The organism is Hymenobacter sp. 102 (assembly GCF_049949205.1).
Taxonomy (GTDB): domain Bacteria; phylum Bacteroidota; class Bacteroidia; order Cytophagales; family Hymenobacteraceae; genus Hymenobacter.
In genome coordinates, this window is record NZ_CP188174.1 from 21,707 (window position 1) to 35,534 (window position 13,828).

Genomic DNA, 13,828 nt, shown 5'->3' on the forward strand with positions numbered 1-13,828 from the left:
AAAAGCGGGGGGTGATTTAGGCCCGGGGGGGCTGCCAGCACGGGCGCAGCACTCCTTGGCGGGCGGCGGGCTCGGCATGGTTCGGCAACCGGCTGGCCGCAGCGTACTGGGCCGGGTTGGGTTGCCAGGTTAGCGCAACCGGTAGCACGTACACTGCCGCAGAGGCCGTATCGTGGCCGTGGTGCAGCGGCAGGGACTGGTGGTCGGCGGCGTGGTCACCGCTGTGCTCATGCGAGTCAGCGGCCACAAAGTGGTCGTAGACGAAGTCCAGTAGGGTGCTGCTGGCGTGCTCGTGCGTGCGGTGCTGCCAAGCCGAAGCCACTTCCGTTAGCTCACGCGCATCCCCTCCCGGCAGCAAGCTGACGGCGAGCAGGTGAAAGCTGAGCAACAGAAGCAGAAAACGCGACATGGGCACAAATATACCCAGCGTTGGGCAAAGCGTCTACGTGCGCAACTAATTCAGGTTCATTTTTAATTCCGCAGCCGCCGGGTGGTGTAAGTGTCGTATGCTGTTTGCCTGGCTGTCCTGGCGGCTGGCACGTACACGGTCACGCATCACACTTGCTGCTATGCCTGTCGCTACCTTACTCGCGCCTTTCCAGACATTACGAAACCCGGTCTTCGCCCGCCTGTACGCGGCTCAGACCATCAGCCTCTTCGGTGACGCGCTGACCTGGGTGGGGTTGGCCCTGCTGGCCTACGAGCTAGGCGGAGCCGAATCGGCCGGCGTGCTGGCCTTTGCCCTGACGCTACGCGTGACGGCCTTCGTGGTTCTCTCACCGCTGGCTGGTCTGCTGGCCGACCGCTTCAACCGTAAGATCATTATGGTCACTGCCGACGCGGTGCGCATGATGGTCATTGCTCTGCTGCCCTTCGTCACGCAGGTGTGGCAGGTCTATGCGCTGATGTTTACCGTTAACGCCTTCACCGCGTTTTTCACGCCCACCTTTCAGGCTACGTTGCCGGCCGTCACGACCGACGAGGAGCTGGCGCCCGCCCTGAGTCTGGCCAGTGCTACTCAGGAGTTGCTGGGTGTACTCGGGCCGGGCCTGGCCGGCGGCGTGGCAGTCCTACTCGGCGCCCGCGACATCTTCTTTGTGGATGCCGTTTCGTTTCTCTTATCCGGCGTGCTGATTCTGACCCTGCCCGCCCGCCTGCGCGCCGAGAACGAAAACCAAGATGAACAGCGCATCACCGTGCCGAACCTGCTGGTGGGCACGCGCCGCCTCTGGAGCGACGGCCCGATGCGCTACGCCCTATTGCTGGAGTTGGGGGCCGCTGTGAGCGGAGCCCTGATTCTGGTGAACACTGTGGGCGACGTGAAGGGCCGCCTGGGCCTGGGCGACGCGGCTTACGGCTGGGTGATGGCCGCCTTCGGCATCGGGGCCACGGCCGCCGCTCTGCTGGCTGGAGGCCTGGCCAAGCGGGTGGCCCATGCCACGTTTCTGCTGGCTGGGGCCCTGCTCACCACCTTAGCGGTGCTGCCGGCCAATTACGCGAGGCTGGGGGGACTACTGGCGCTTTGGCTGCTGGCCGGGGCCGGACAAAACGCGGTGAATCTTGCCACGCAAACCATCATTGCCGAGCAAACACCCGAGGAATACCAGGGCCGGGTGTATGGGGCGCACTTCGCCTGGAGCCACCTGTGGTGGGCTTTCGCCTACCCGCTGGCCGGCTGGCTGGGTACCCGTTTCCCCACCCACTCATTTTGGTGGGGTGGGCTGCTGGGCCTGCTGCTGCTTGCTGGTTCTTGGTTATTCACGTGGCAAGCCATGAGGCCATCGGAGCCACGAAAACCCTGAGTGTTTGTTGCTCGCTGCGCTGGAGGAGACACATTTTCCTGTTAATCGTATTCTTGCGGGCTATTCCAGCGCTTGGTTTACTAAGAGGTGGTATTTTCGCGCACTTTACCACTCGTGCCGTATGCTATTCCCGGATTCTGCAATACAGTTACCTGCCGCCTCACTGCAACTCGACGCGGAGTTGATAGTACGCGTTACCTGGACTTCTCACCGGTATCAACCAGCGGAATTCCGGGCCGTATTGGAACAGGTGCTGCGGCTATTACTCGCCAGTGGTAGCGGCAAAGTCTTGGCCGATCAACGCCTGATGATGCCCATTCCGCCGCCCGAGCAGGAATGGTTGCTGCACGAGTGGTTGCCGCGGGCTCTGCGCGACGGGGGATATCGTTACGCCGCTGTTCTGCCCTCTCATGAAGTATTTGCTCGCCTAGCCAGCACAAATGTCAGTATGCGGGTTATGACTCCCTATCCGGTGTATCGGTGGTTTGACAACGAAGGCAGCGCCCTGGAGTGGCTGCGGCAGCAGTAAGTGTTGTCTGTGCGCAGTCTGCGCTGTATTGAACAATACAGTGCCCGCCTAATGCTCCGTGCCAGGCATGTGCTGTGGCTTGCTTTTACCTAGCTGGTTGAGGGCCAAGCGGAAGCCGGCGGCCAGCTGCGCGGCCGGGCCCCGGCCGTAGTAGTGCAGGAACACCATGCGGGGCTGGTCAAAAAGCATGTGGTTGTGCACGGCCACCACTTCCAGCTTGTGCGCGCGCAGGGCTTTGATGACGGGATTGACTTCGCCTTCGAGCATGGCAATGTCGCCGGCGATGTGGGCATCGTCCTGCTTGCCGGCAAACGCGGCCCAGGAGTTCAGCCCGATGGCGGCCGTCATTTCCGTGTTCATCATCACCACCTGCAGGTCTTCACGGCCGATGGTATACTTATAGGTGGGCCCGTTAACGGTGCCCTGGGCCCCCACCAGCTTGTCCAGCGCCGGCAGGTCGAACAGCTCCTTGCCCGTGGGGGCTGCCGGGGCGGCCGGCGTTCCATTATTGCCCGTCGCGGCACTGGGCGCGGCGGCCGAGGCGGGCTGGTTGGCGGGCAGCAGCTTGGAATTTTTCAGCGTGGCGGCAAACTTCTGCGCCAGCTCGGCCGGGCTGCCCATGCCGTGCACGTGCATGTAGAAGATGCGCGGCTCCTCGTAGAAGAAGTGGTTGTGCACCGCCCCCACTTCCAGCCCGTTGGCGTGGGCCGCGTCCATCAGGGGGGCCACTTCCTCCTGCAGCAGCACCGTGTCGCTCATGAGCATGGCCGACTTGCCATCGAGCGTGTGCTTGATAGCCATCCAGCCGCCGAAGCCGAAGGGAATGGGCACCGGCTCGCCCTTGATGCGCATGTTCAGGTCGTTGCGCGGTAGACTCACCACGTGCGTGGCCTGGGCCTCGTTGTAGGTACCCTTCTTGCCCAGAGCGGCGTCGATGGCGGCCTGGTCGGGCGCAGCCAGCGGGGGCGTCTTGCCCTTGCCGGGGGCAGCCGCCGCAGCCAGCGAGTCGGCGGGGTGTAGCAGGGAGGTGGCGCCGAGCAGGGCGGTGGCGCGTAGCGCGTCGCGGCGGGAAAGTAGATGGTCCATGGCGGGTGGGGCTAGTAGGTTGATGGGGCGTTGCTATGCCCCTTTACGGGCGCCGCCTTAGCCCGGCGGGGCTGGTGGTACAGCCAGCGGAACGGCGGCCGGCGCGGGGCAAAAATCGAGGTTATGGAAGAAAAACAGGCGAATGGTGTGCTGGTTGCGGTAGGTGTCGCCGGCCGGCAGCTGCTGAAACAGGTGCATGTAGCCCGCGTGCAGCTGGGCCTGCTTGCTGACCTGGTACACCAGCCCGGCGAAGGCCCGGTTCTGGTCGAAGTAGTTGTAGCGGATTTCCCGGCCCAGGTTCACCATCAGCTCGTCGTTGAGCAGCAGTTGCAGGCCGCCGGGCTCAAACCGGCGCTTGGTCAGCGGCAGAAACAGCGCCAGGTTGTAGCGGGTGCGCCAGTTGAAGTCGAATGCGTCGGTGCGCTCGTTCTGCACGATATGACGCCGAAACCGTTCTTCCAGCCGCACCCATTGCATCAGCCGGGCCTGCGGAAAGCGGGTGAACCACTGCACCTGTTGCCAGGGCCGGTGCTCGGCCTGCCCGATGGTGCGGGCCCCGTCGGGGAAGTGGTGCACGTAGGCGTAGCCGCCAGTCAGACGCACATCGTCGGTGAGGTAGTATGTGAGCCCGCCGCGGGCCACCGTTTGAAACAGGGCCTGCACGAAGTGGTCGTGCAGCCGCACATGCAGGTCGGTCCAGGTGCCCCAGTGCTGGGAGAAGCGCGTCTGGTTGAAGTAGCCCACCCAAGTCTGCTGCTCACGCACGAACTGCTTCTGCGCCCGCGCCGGCAGGGCCAGCAGCAGCCCCAGACCCCCGAGCACCACGGGGCCCTGCCAGGTCGAAGTAAGAAAGGAAAGTCGGTTGCGCATCAGGTCCGGCTGCTGCTCCCTTCACGCGAGAGGCACCACCCGACGGCAATGCTACGGCCCGCCTAGTGGGAAAAATAGAACGGAATTTTCCGTTGGTAGAATCTTTACCTCGCCGTGCGTTTCCGGCGGTAGGCGGCGGGGCTCTGGCCGGTGTGCTGCTTGAAAATGCGGGTGAAGTGGCTTTGGTCGGAAAAGCCCGTCAGGTAGGCAATTTCGCCCACCGGGTAGGTGGTCGTATCCAACAGCTGCAGGGCCTTGTCGATGCGCATCTTACGAATATACTCCCCAAAGGAAAGGTCGTCGAAATACCGGGCAAACTCGCGAGAGAGGTAGGTCGGGTTGACCTGTAGGGTTTCGGCCACCTCCGTCAGGCGCAGCGCCAGGTTCGTGTCGAGGTGGTCCTGGATCAGCTCGCGCAGCTGCACGGTCCACGCCGGGGGCGGGGCATTGCGGTCCTTGGCGCGCTGCAGGTAAGCGGTGTATACCTGCACCAACAGCTGCTCCTCGGGCTGCTGGGTGTGGGCCTGCCCCTGCAAGTGTTGGGCCCAGGTATAAAGCGCGTCGTAGAGCACCAGCCCCTGCTGCAACAGTTGCTGGTCGTCGCGGATGTTGTAGGCCAGCCCGGCCGAAATGGCCCACAGCCCGGCCGCCTGCTGGGCCAGGGCGTGGTTGTCGGTGTCGGCGCCGCGCACCACCGGCGCCATGGCCAGCAGGGCTGGGTCGCTCAGCTGGTACTTGCGCAGGAAATAGTCGAAAGTACATTCCGCCCCGTAGTGGGTGAACTCCACCCCCGGCACGTCAAACGGAATGGCGCCGGTGCGCTCGGCCGTGGCCGTTACCTCCGCCGCGGGCACGTAGATGATTTCAGCGGCCGGGTCGATGAAGCGTAGAATCAGCCAGGGGCAGGCCAGCCGGTCAATCTTGGGACGCTCGCGGGTAATCCAGTGCATGGGCAAGAGAACAATGCAATTACGGCCCTCAAACCACCGGGGAGGATGGTGCGCCAACAATGGCCTGGCTGCCCGTAGGAACGCCTAAGTGGGCTAAGTACCGGTAAATGGTTGCCCGGCCAACGCCGAGCAGTTGCCCGATTTCGGCCACGGTTTTGTCTTGCTGGAGATACAGCGTCTTGGCGGCCTGCGCCTTGGCCAGCGCTTGTTTCGACAGGCCTTTCGGTCGGCCGCCTTGACGACCCCGGGCACGGGCGGCCGTCAGCCCGGCCGTGGTTCGCTCGCGGATAATATCCCGTTCAAACTCGGCCAAGGAAGCAAACAGGTTGAACATCAGGCGTCCCTGGGCGGTAGTGGTATCCAGGTGGTCGTGCAAGCTGACAAACTGTACGCCCTTTGCCTGAAACCCGGTCACCAGTGTCACCAACTCTTTCAAGGAACGGCCCAGCCGGTCAAGTTTCCACACCACCAGCGTATCACTCGCGCGCAGTTGCGTCAGCAGCCGCTGCAAAGCCGGGCGCTCTTTCCCGGAAGAGACTTTTTCCTCTACTACTTCAGCGCAGCCGTACGCTCGCAGCGCATCGGTCTGCAAATACACCTGCTGGTCGGGGGTGCTCACTCGGGCGTAGCCGTACATCATGCGGATTATTCTCACAAAGTCAACGAGGCCGAAGATAGTGAGTTATTGATTCGTGAGAACAGGAAATGAGACAATTTTTGGGTAGGTTGGCGCGCAACGAACCGGCCGGGACAGATGCCTCGGTAAAACGTCCGTTTCGCGAGACACCCGATGGCCCGTACCCTACCCTTGCTCGACACGGCTCAGCGCCGGGCGTTCGACGCCCCGCCCCCGTTTACGCCGCTGCAACGCGAGTTATTTTTTGCCCTGCCTGAATGGACCGCGGCTGTGCTCCAACCCATGACGGCACCCCACATGCGCGGCGGCTTCATTCTGCAGCTCGGCTATTTTAAGGCCGCCGGCCGGTTTTTTCCCGTGGAGCAGTTCATGGCCGCCGACCGGGCCTACGTCCAGCAGCGGTTCCAGTTGGGGGCCGTGGACTGGAGCCGGTACGAAAACGTAGCCAGCTTCCGCCACCGGCCTGTGCTCTTGCACCACTTCGGGGTGCGCCCCTTTGCTGACGTGCTGGTCTTGGTGCAGCAGCAAGCCATCCATTTCGCCCGTCAGCAGCCCAACCCGGCCGCCGTCTTCCGCACCGTAGCCGATTATCTGCGGTCCCACCGGTGGGAAGTGCCCACTTACGCGGCCCTGGCCGGGGTGGTCACCGATGCCTTTCGCGCCGTTGACCAGCAGGTCACGGCCCAGTTGGCCCTGTTGCTGACGCCGACGTTGCGGCAGCGATTGGACGCTTTGTTCACCACCGCCGACGATGAGCCGGCCCATGCGCACCGGCCGTACCGCCTCACCACGCTCAAGCGCAGCCTGGAGCTGATGCGCCCGGCGGCCATCCGTGCGAATGTGCAGGACTATGCCGTGCTGCAATCCTTATTTAAGCAGGTACAGCCCGTCGTGCAGGCATTGGCGCTGTCGGACGAACTGGTCCGCTACTATGCCCGCTACGTCGAGCGGGCCCAGGTCTTCCAGGTGCAGCAGCAAGCGGAGAAGAAATACCTGATGGTGCTCTGTTTCGTGGTGTATCAATACTATCAGGTGGGCGACCTGCTCACCGACACCCTGCTGCAGGCCGTGCAGACTCACCGCAACGCCGCCCAACGCGACACCCAGCAGCGGGTCTACCGCCAGCAACAAGATACGGCCGCGCAGCTGCAGCAGGTGCTCGACGGGGTTGTCACGCACGGTGCCGCCCTCCAGGAACTGGAGCGGATGGCGTTTGCCTTTGATCGAACCAATGCGGACAAGGTAGCCGCGCTGCTGGCCTGGTTGCATACCCCGTCCGTAGCGGCGTTTGGGCAGTTGCGCTTGGCCGCCCAGCAGTTGCGGCGCACGAGTGGAGGCGGCTATGACCCGTATTTCCGCGTCATTGAGGAGCGTTCCCGGGCACTACAGCGCCGGCTCGGCGATATTTTGCGTACGGTAGCCTATGAAGGCCCTTCCGACAGCCCGTTGGCCCAGGCGTTGGTCCACTATCGGATGCGCGACGGACAGCTGGGTAACCACCCCCCAACGGCGTTCCTCAAAGCCGCTGAGCGGGCGGCCTTGCAGCAGGCGGAGAGTCCTGTATCGCTCTACAAGGCTCTATTGGCCGGGCACGTGGCGGACCACTTAAAAGCTGGCAAACTCAACCTGGTGCAGTCGCTCAGCTACCGTCCCTTCGAGGCCTATCTGCTCGACGCGGCGGCGTGGGCCGCACAGCGGGACCACTGGCTGTTTCAGGCCAGCCTCTCGCACTTGGCTGCTGCCGGGCCGTGGCTGGACGCGCTCCAGGACCGATTAGCTACCAGCATCACCCGTACCCTGGACCGCTTGACGGCCGGCACAAATCCCGGCGTGCGGCAGCGGGCCGGTGGCCGGCCGTATTTTCTGACCCCGGCCCGTGCGGCCGAAGACGCGCCCGCCGGGAGCCGGCCGCTGTTTCCGGGGCCAGGGCAGATTGCCTTGCACGAAGTGCTGCATACGGTCAACCAGCAGTGCCGCTTTACCGACTGCCTCGAGCACTGGAACCCGCGGCATCGCCCGCCCCGTCCCGCCGACCGGGTGTTCTTTGCGGGCGTGATGGCCTACGGCTGCAATCTGGGCTTGACGCGCATGGCCCATGCCACCAAACACGTGGCGCAGGCCACGCTGGAGAATACGGTCAACTGGTATTTTGCGCTGGAAAACGTGCGCCGAGCCAATGACGCGGTGATTGCCCTGACGGGCAAGCTGCCGGTCAGCCGCTTGTTCCGGCGGGTTCCCGACCAGCCAGTGCACACGGCATCGGATGGCCAGAAATACTACGTGGCGGTGGACTCGATCCACGCCAATTACTCCTACAAGTACTTCGGGCAGGAAAAGGGGCTCGTCTTCTACAGCTTCATTGATGACCGTCACCGCCTGTTCCATTCCGCCGCCTTCAGCTCGGCGGAGCGGGAGGCCCCGTACATGGTCGATGGCCTGCTGCACAACGAGGTGGTCGAGTCCGCGCTGCACTCCACCGACACGCATGGGTTTACGGAGGTCAATTTCGCCCTGACGGCCCTGTTAGGCATCGAGTTTGCCCCCCGCATCCAGTCCTTCCAGGAGCAACTGCTGTACCTGTTCGCCGGCATGGGCGCCCCCGACGTTGCAGCAGTCGGCCTGCGCCTGGGCAAGCCGCTGGACCGGCACCTTATCGAGGCCCACTGGGAGACGATGCTGCGCCTGGTGGTGAGTCTGAAGCTCAAGCACGTAACGGCCTCCACTGTGCTCAAGCGCCTCAATTCCTACGCGCACCAGCATCCCCTGTATGTAGCCCTGCGCGAACTGGGCCGGGCCGTGCGCACGGAGTTTTTGCTGCGCTACATGGACGACCAGGACCTGCGCAAACGCATCGACGACCAGTTGGACAAGCTCGAAAGCGCGCACCATTTCGCCCGGGCTGTCTTTTATGGGCAAAGCGGCCAGTTGCGCTACGCCGGCAAAGAGGAGCATCAGCTGGCCGACGCCTGCAAGCGGTTGGTACAGAACGTGATCGTCTGCTGGAACTGCCTGTACCTGAACCAGCAGCTGTTTCAGACGCCGGTTGCCGAGCGTCAGGCCGTGGCCGATGCTATTGCCCGCACCTCCCCCGTGAGCTGGCAGCACCTCAACCTGCAAGGGGAGTTCGATTTCTCCGATGAGGCCTTAACGGATGCCCTTCAGTTTGATGTGCAGGCCTGGCTGACGACTGATTGGCACATGGACTCGCCCACTATGTAATTTTTGGACCAAACTTTTAACCAAGGCCGATACTCTTTCGGGCCGGAGGGCGTGGCATCGTTGTCTTTCGAGCAGCTAGTGACCAGAGCCGCGCAGCTCAGCAGTAGATAGGCAAGTTGTTTCATAGGTTAGAAGGAGTGATTAGCGAAAGTGATACCGCAGGCCAACGCTGGCCAAGCCTGGCCACTGGTCGACCAACGGATTATTGAACAGGTAGCCTTTGGTGCCCGTGGCCACGAGCGAGAGCCGGTTGCCGAGGAAGAAATCCGCTTCGGCTCCTATCTGGGGGCCGTAAGTGAAGCGCTGCGGCTCTTTCGCACCGGTCATCATCTCCCCAGTGCCGTTCTGGTTGGTCCACTCGTAGCCCGCGCCAGCCCCCACCAGCAGATGCACGTAGGCCACCTCCCCGAGGCGGAATAGCTGGGGCGAGAGCAGAACCCGGCCCTGATACACCGAGTATTCGCCGCGAGTAGTAAGGGTGCCGTGCTCATAGCCCCGCTCAGGCGCAGGGCCAGGTGGTTGGTGAGCATGGGCATATAGCTCAACTCATAGTAGTTGCCGGTTTCGGAGCGGCCGAGGTGTGCCCCCCAAGAGGCCAGGTGCTTGACGTGCCGCTGGGCGGAGGCCGGCAGAATGCCGACCCCCGCGAGCAGGAGCACCACTAACAGGAGCTTTTTCATAAGATGCTAGCGCGGCCGTGCACGGTCCATTTTAATCAGAGCGTTCCGGCTGAGGGTCGAAGCGTACACTGCTTCGGCGGCCTGGTGGGCAGGGCCGGACTGCGAGGCTTCCATGAACAGCCGGTCGCCCTGCTCGCGCAGCTGCATAGCCTTAATCAGGTTGTCGTTCGAGGAGTTCAGGGCAGCTATCCGCTCCCCTTCCGTCATGGCGTAGCGGCCCGGATTCTTCAGCGTGGCCTGCATTTCCACGCTTTGCGCGGTCATCTCGTCGGCAATCTTGTAGTAGTTCACCGCCATGGCCAGCTTGCGCTTGGCCATCATCTCTTCGGCTGCAAACAGGGAAACCGTGGATTCCTCGCGCTTGGCTTGGTACTGGTCGCTGGTCATGTTGCCGTTGGGGTCGGCCGAGCTGGTGCCGAAGCGCGAGAACACGTCGTACATCGTATTCACGTCTTGCACGGGGTTGGTCAGCTGCAGGGCTTGGCGCAGGCGCTGGGCCTTGGCGTAGACGGGCATCATCTGGTTGGTCTGGCTGCGGCCGGACATGGCCAGGGCCCGCGCAAACAGCTCCTGCGGGTTGGAGAGCCGCAAGTCCTGAATGCTCTGCACCTTCCGCAGATCAGCCTGCACCTGCTTCTGCAGGTCGAGCCCCTCCTGGGTGAGGCTGCGAACCTCGCTGGTGATGTCCTTCGTAACGCCGGCAATCTGACGGGCGTCCTTTACTACCTGGTAATTCTGCACCGTGGAGGACCACTGCTGCAGGCGCTTGGCAAACTCGCCAATCTGCACACCCATGTGCAGCGGGTCATTCACCACCATCTGCGCCCAGGCCTGACCGGCCGGGGCCAGCAGCAGCGCAACGGCCGCCAGGGCCGGAAAAAGAGTCTTTTTCATTGTCGTAGAATTGATGAAAGGATTAGCGTCCCGACGCCGTAGCCGACCCCATTTGGCCGGCGGCAGCCGTAGTAATCAGGATGGGGTAGCCGTCGGGCAGCAGCACGTCCCGCAGCTTGGTGCGGGTTTTGGGCCGACTGAGCACGCCCATGGCCACGCGTCCGCCCACGCCCACCACCGAGTTGGCCGCCGAGGCGGAGCGGTCAATGGCGGTGCTGACCTCCTGCATGGACTGCTGCTGCAGGTCCTGGCCAGCGAGGCTGGCATCTTTGGCTACCCGCTTCACGGGGTCAATCATGATGCCGGGCATGTAGTTGTAGTCGTAGATGCTGGCCGCGACCCGGTTGGGCCCGAGGCGGTTGACTTCCAGCATCACATTGTTGGTACCCACGGTGGCAACGGCGGCGAAGACGGTATTCTTTGGGAAGGTCACGCCCGACACCACGGCGTCTTCCTGCAGCCGCAGCAGCACCACGGAGCCGGTTCGCACCTTTTGCTCGCCGTTGATGACGCACTTGAAAAAGACGTCGGGCACCAGCTCCACCTGGCTGCTCTGGGCCATCATCCGAGCGGAGCCCGCGGCCTTGACAGTATTAAAGCCATCCATACCGGGCGCGCTGGTGCGGCTGGCCAACGTCTGCGCGACGGCCCTGGGGTCGCGGTAGCGCTTGCCGGTTATGCGCTCGTAGGCGGCGCGGGTTTCGGGCGGAGATGTGCTCAGCATGGCCAGCACGTCCGGGTCGGTTTCAAACGGGGTGCCGTCGGTGTCGGTCGCCGGCAGCAGCGCGGCCCGCGCCCTGCGCGCCGCGCCGGAGCTGGTCTGGCGGGCAACGCTGCCGGCTACCTGGCCCGGCCGCCGCCGGGGCACCACCAGCGTCTGGGCATGGTACGAGCCCGTTGCGGGGTCCTGCACCGTGGCTTCAATGGTGTCCACGTCGGCCGCGGCGAGGCGGGCTTCCTCCTGCCGGCGGCGCGCTGCCGCCGTGAGGGCCGCCGCCCGCTGCTTCCGCCGCTGGGCCTGCCCCATCGTATCGGCCACGAAGGCTTCCGCGACCTCGTCGGTATTGAGGCGGGTGGGCGTGCTTTGGGCTTCCTGCTCCAGCCGGCGCTGCTGCTCTATCTGCGCGGAGGGCGACACTGGCTCTGCCGCCGCCGTGGGGGCCGCCTTAATCTCGGGCTCGATGTTTTCCGAGGCTGCCGCTACGACTTCCTTCTTCTGCTGCGCGGCCTGAGTGGCGGAGCGCAGCCAGAGAAACAGGCCCATGCCGACCAGCAGCACCAGCAGGCCGGTCAGGAGTAGCCAGTTGTTGCGCAGCGTTTCCAGCGGCGTGGCCTTGGGCTGGCCGGCGGGGGCAGGCCGCTGCGGGCCGAAGTGCTCCGCGTCGTCGTGCGGCGCGGAGCCCATGGCTGGGGGTTGGGTGTGGGGATTTGCGGGTTCCATAGCAGCGGCGTTAGATGGTAGAGGCTCGATTGATGACCCGCGAAGGCACTGGCAGCACCAGAACCCGCGCCCCGTTCAGCTCTCGCAGGGTCACTTCCAGGTAGCCCCGGTCGGTGGCCGCGTAGAGCGGAATAGCATAGGTTAGATAGCCGGTGGTGCGGCCCGTAACCACTTGGTTGGCTAAGCCGCCCGAGGGAGCCAGCGGCCGGCGCGCTTCGTTCTTCTTGCGGGCCAGAAACTTCTTATGGGCGTTTTCCACCAGCTGGAAGTCGGTGAAATCGACGTTGTAGTCAATGGCCGAGTGGTTGATGACCTTGAAGCGCAGGTAGGTAAAATCCTTGTCGTTGCGCACGTTGGCCAGCGACAGTACTAGGTCGTTGTCGACGACGGCCACGGCCTGGTGCTCTTCCCGCGTTTTGCGCAGCTGGCTGAGCTTGCCCTCCACGGCCGCTTTCTTCTCCCGCTCCTTGTCTAGGGCTAACTCATTCTCCGGGGCCGCGCCGGCCGCCGTGCCCTCGCTGCTGCCGCCGCTCACGCTCAGCGCACCGTCTTTCTGAAAGTCGTAGAGCTGCAGCACCGGCCGGTTCACGTACACGAGGCGGCCCATCCAGTACTTGGAGCCGTAGCGGATGAGGATGGGCGTGGGCGGCGCGGACTTGCGGCGGGCGCGCACGAACACGGCGTTAGCTTCAATCTTCACCAGGTAGTTGTTGGCCATGCCCACGTCGACCAGCGACACGGGGCCGCCGAAAACGAGGTAAGTAGTGGAGCTGTCGGACACGGCCACGTCCAGCAGCGCCGGGGCCGCCGGTGGTGCCGCGGCGGGCCGCAGCACGGCCGTGGAGGATTGGGCTGACGTGGCCGACGCCAGCAGCAGGGGCAGGCTCAAGGCCAGCAAAAGCTTGGAAAACATAGTGCGATGCGCTTGGAGAAAGGATAGGATTAGTTGCCCGCTGCGGGGGCGGCGGGTGTAACCGGAGTTGCTGCCGGGGCGGGCGCGTCGCCGGCTGCCGGAGCCAGGGCCCCGGCGCTGCGCTGGGCTTCCAGCAGGGCCCGCTGCCGGTCGGCTTCCTGCTCCTTCAGTGCCTGTATCTCCTCCCGCGACACCTGCGGGTTGTAGGGGATGTAGTCGAAGTTGGTGATGAGCATCCCGTAGGGGTTGGCATCGGAGCGGTTGGTTTCCGTCAGGTTGAACTTGGCAGCCAGCGGCAGGGGCTCTTTCTGCTCACCCCCGATGAAGATGCGCTGCTTGATATACACCCGGCCCGACCAGGGGCGGTGGTTCATGTCGATGCTCACGCTGTCGACTGTTACCACGTTGCGGGCGGCGTACCGCTCGTAGTTCTGCAGCACCTGGCCCCGCGTGAAGCCGTCGTAGATGCGCCGGCCGCCGCGGCCCTCAATCAGGGGCAGGGCCGCGTCCAGATTGGTTTTGTAGGTGTATTGGTCGTGGCCGAACATGGTCTGCATGAAGTTGCGCACCAGGTTGCGGGCCTCATAGGGCGTGTGGGTTTCGGTGCTGGGCGCGGAGAGGGCGGCCACCGAGCCGGTTTGGCCTACCACGTACACGCGCCGGCCGCTGTTCTCGTAGGCGCGGTACACCAGAAAGCCCGCCGCCAGCGACACGAGCAGCAGGGCCAGGACGCTCCCCATCGCCAGGTTGCGCATGGTGGAGAATGAGGTACTTAGGTTTTTGGCGGAGTCCATTAAAAAGGCTGAT

At 63.9% G+C, this 13,828-nt stretch carries 13 protein-coding genes; 3 read left to right on the forward strand and 10 right to left on the reverse strand.

The genetic code is table 11. From position 1 onward, the window contains the following. Positions 1 to 16 precede the first annotated feature (16 nt). Entirely contained in the window at positions 17 to 409 is a 393-nt protein-coding gene (locus ACN19L_RS23915) for a hypothetical protein (RefSeq protein WP_426491387.1), read from the reverse strand. Between the two features lie 160 nt (positions 410 to 569). Here ACN19L_RS23915 and ACN19L_RS23920 point away from each other — a divergent pair, with 160 nt between their 5' ends. Then, a complete protein-coding gene (locus tag ACN19L_RS23920; RefSeq protein ID WP_426491388.1) occupies positions 570 to 1,802 on the forward strand; it encodes an MFS transporter in 1,233 nt (410 codons plus the stop codon). Positions 1,803 to 1,923: 121 nt separating this feature from the next. Further along, positions 1,924 to 2,331: a hypothetical protein gene (locus ACN19L_RS23925; protein WP_426491389.1), complete on the forward strand. Its 408-nt coding sequence runs from the start codon at positions 1,924 to 1,926 to the stop codon at positions 2,329 to 2,331. A gap of 48 nt (positions 2,332 to 2,379) precedes the next feature. On the opposite strand, the gene ACN19L_RS23930 is transcribed toward ACN19L_RS23925, so the two are convergent. From ACN19L_RS23930 to ACN19L_RS23945, 4 genes are all read right to left on the reverse strand, one after another. Continuing rightward, positions 2,380 to 3,417 carry a DUF1259 domain-containing protein gene (locus ACN19L_RS23930; protein WP_426491390.1) on the reverse strand — a complete coding sequence of 346 codons (1,038 nt, stop codon included), beginning with the start codon at positions 3,415 to 3,417 and terminating at the stop codon, positions 2,380 to 2,382. A 57-nt stretch (positions 3,418 to 3,474) separates the two neighbouring features. Next, positions 3,475 to 4,287, reverse strand: a complete 813-nt coding sequence (locus ACN19L_RS23935) for a DUF2490 domain-containing protein (protein ID WP_426491391.1) — start codon at positions 4,285 to 4,287, stop codon at positions 3,475 to 3,477. Between the two features lie 104 nt (positions 4,288 to 4,391). Continuing rightward, positions 4,392 to 5,237 (reverse strand): chromate resistance protein ChrB domain-containing protein, encoded by an 846-nt coding sequence (locus ACN19L_RS23940; RefSeq protein ID WP_426491392.1) that lies wholly within the window; start codon positions 5,235 to 5,237, stop codon positions 4,392 to 4,394. 28 nt (positions 5,238 to 5,265) lie between these two features. Then, positions 5,266 to 5,877 (reverse strand): recombinase family protein, encoded by a 612-nt coding sequence (locus ACN19L_RS23945; protein WP_426491393.1) that lies wholly within the window; start codon positions 5,875 to 5,877, stop codon positions 5,266 to 5,268. Positions 5,878 to 6,027: 150 nt separating this feature from the next. Here ACN19L_RS23945 and ACN19L_RS23950 point away from each other — a divergent pair, with 150 nt between their 5' ends. Then, positions 6,028 to 9,093 (forward strand): Tn3 family transposase, encoded by a 3,066-nt coding sequence (locus ACN19L_RS23950; protein ID WP_426491394.1) that lies wholly within the window; start codon positions 6,028 to 6,030, stop codon positions 9,091 to 9,093. 141 nt (positions 9,094 to 9,234) lie between these two features. Here the strand turns inward: ACN19L_RS23950 and ACN19L_RS23955 are convergent, their stop codons facing one another. From ACN19L_RS23955 to ACN19L_RS23975, 5 genes are all read right to left on the reverse strand, one after another. Further along, a complete protein-coding gene (locus ACN19L_RS23955; protein WP_426491395.1) occupies positions 9,235 to 9,546 on the reverse strand; it encodes a conjugal transfer protein TraO in 312 nt (103 codons plus the stop codon). Between the two features lie 233 nt (positions 9,547 to 9,779). Continuing rightward, positions 9,780 to 10,667, reverse strand: coding sequence for a hypothetical protein (locus ACN19L_RS23960; RefSeq protein ID WP_426491396.1), 888 nt, complete (start codon positions 10,665 to 10,667; stop codon positions 9,780 to 9,782). A 22-nt stretch (positions 10,668 to 10,689) separates the two neighbouring features. Further along, positions 10,690 to 12,108, reverse strand: coding sequence for a conjugative transposon protein TraM (gene traM / locus ACN19L_RS23965; protein ID WP_426491397.1), 1,419 nt, complete (start codon positions 12,106 to 12,108; stop codon positions 10,690 to 10,692). Positions 12,109 to 12,118: 10 nt separating this feature from the next. Then, positions 12,119 to 13,021, reverse strand: a complete 903-nt coding sequence (locus tag ACN19L_RS23970; RefSeq protein WP_426491398.1) for a DUF4138 domain-containing protein — start codon at positions 13,019 to 13,021, stop codon at positions 12,119 to 12,121. A 29-nt stretch (positions 13,022 to 13,050) separates the two neighbouring features. After that, positions 13,051 to 13,815: a conjugal transfer protein TraK gene (locus tag ACN19L_RS23975; RefSeq protein WP_426491399.1), complete on the reverse strand. Its 765-nt coding sequence runs from the start codon at positions 13,813 to 13,815 to the stop codon at positions 13,051 to 13,053. Positions 13,816 to 13,828 lie beyond the last annotated feature (13 nt).

Coding starts and splice junctions, on each gene's coding strand:
- ACN19L_RS23915 (WP_426491387.1), bottom strand. CDS start 409: ATGTCGCGTTTTCTGCTTCTGTTGCTCAGCTTTCACCTGCTCGCCGTC.
- ACN19L_RS23920 (WP_426491388.1), top strand. CDS start 570: ATGCCTGTCGCTACCTTACTCGCGCCTTTCCAGACATTACGAAACCCG.
- ACN19L_RS23925 (WP_426491389.1), top strand. CDS start 1,924: ATGCTATTCCCGGATTCTGCAATACAGTTACCTGCCGCCTCACTGCAA.
- ACN19L_RS23930 (WP_426491390.1), bottom strand. CDS start 3,417: ATGGACCATCTACTTTCCCGCCGCGACGCGCTACGCGCCACCGCCCTG.
- ACN19L_RS23935 (WP_426491391.1), bottom strand. CDS start 4,287: ATGCGCAACCGACTTTCCTTTCTTACTTCGACCTGGCAGGGCCCCGTG.
- ACN19L_RS23940 (WP_426491392.1), bottom strand. CDS start 5,237: ATGCACTGGATTACCCGCGAGCGTCCCAAGATTGACCGGCTGGCCTGC.
- ACN19L_RS23945 (WP_426491393.1), bottom strand. CDS start 5,877: ATGATGTACGGCTACGCCCGAGTGAGCACCCCCGACCAGCAGGTGTAT.
- ACN19L_RS23950 (WP_426491394.1), top strand. CDS start 6,028: ATGGCCCGTACCCTACCCTTGCTCGACACGGCTCAGCGCCGGGCGTTC.
- ACN19L_RS23960 (WP_426491396.1), bottom strand. CDS start 10,667: ATGAAAAAGACTCTTTTTCCGGCCCTGGCGGCCGTTGCGCTGCTGCTG.
- traM (WP_426491397.1), bottom strand. CDS start 12,108: ATGGAACCCGCAAATCCCCACACCCAACCCCCAGCCATGGGCTCCGCG.
- ACN19L_RS23970 (WP_426491398.1), bottom strand. CDS start 13,021: ATGTTTTCCAAGCTTTTGCTGGCCTTGAGCCTGCCCCTGCTGCTGGCG.
- ACN19L_RS23975 (WP_426491399.1), bottom strand. CDS start 13,815: ATGGACTCCGCCAAAAACCTAAGTACCTCATTCTCCACCATGCGCAAC.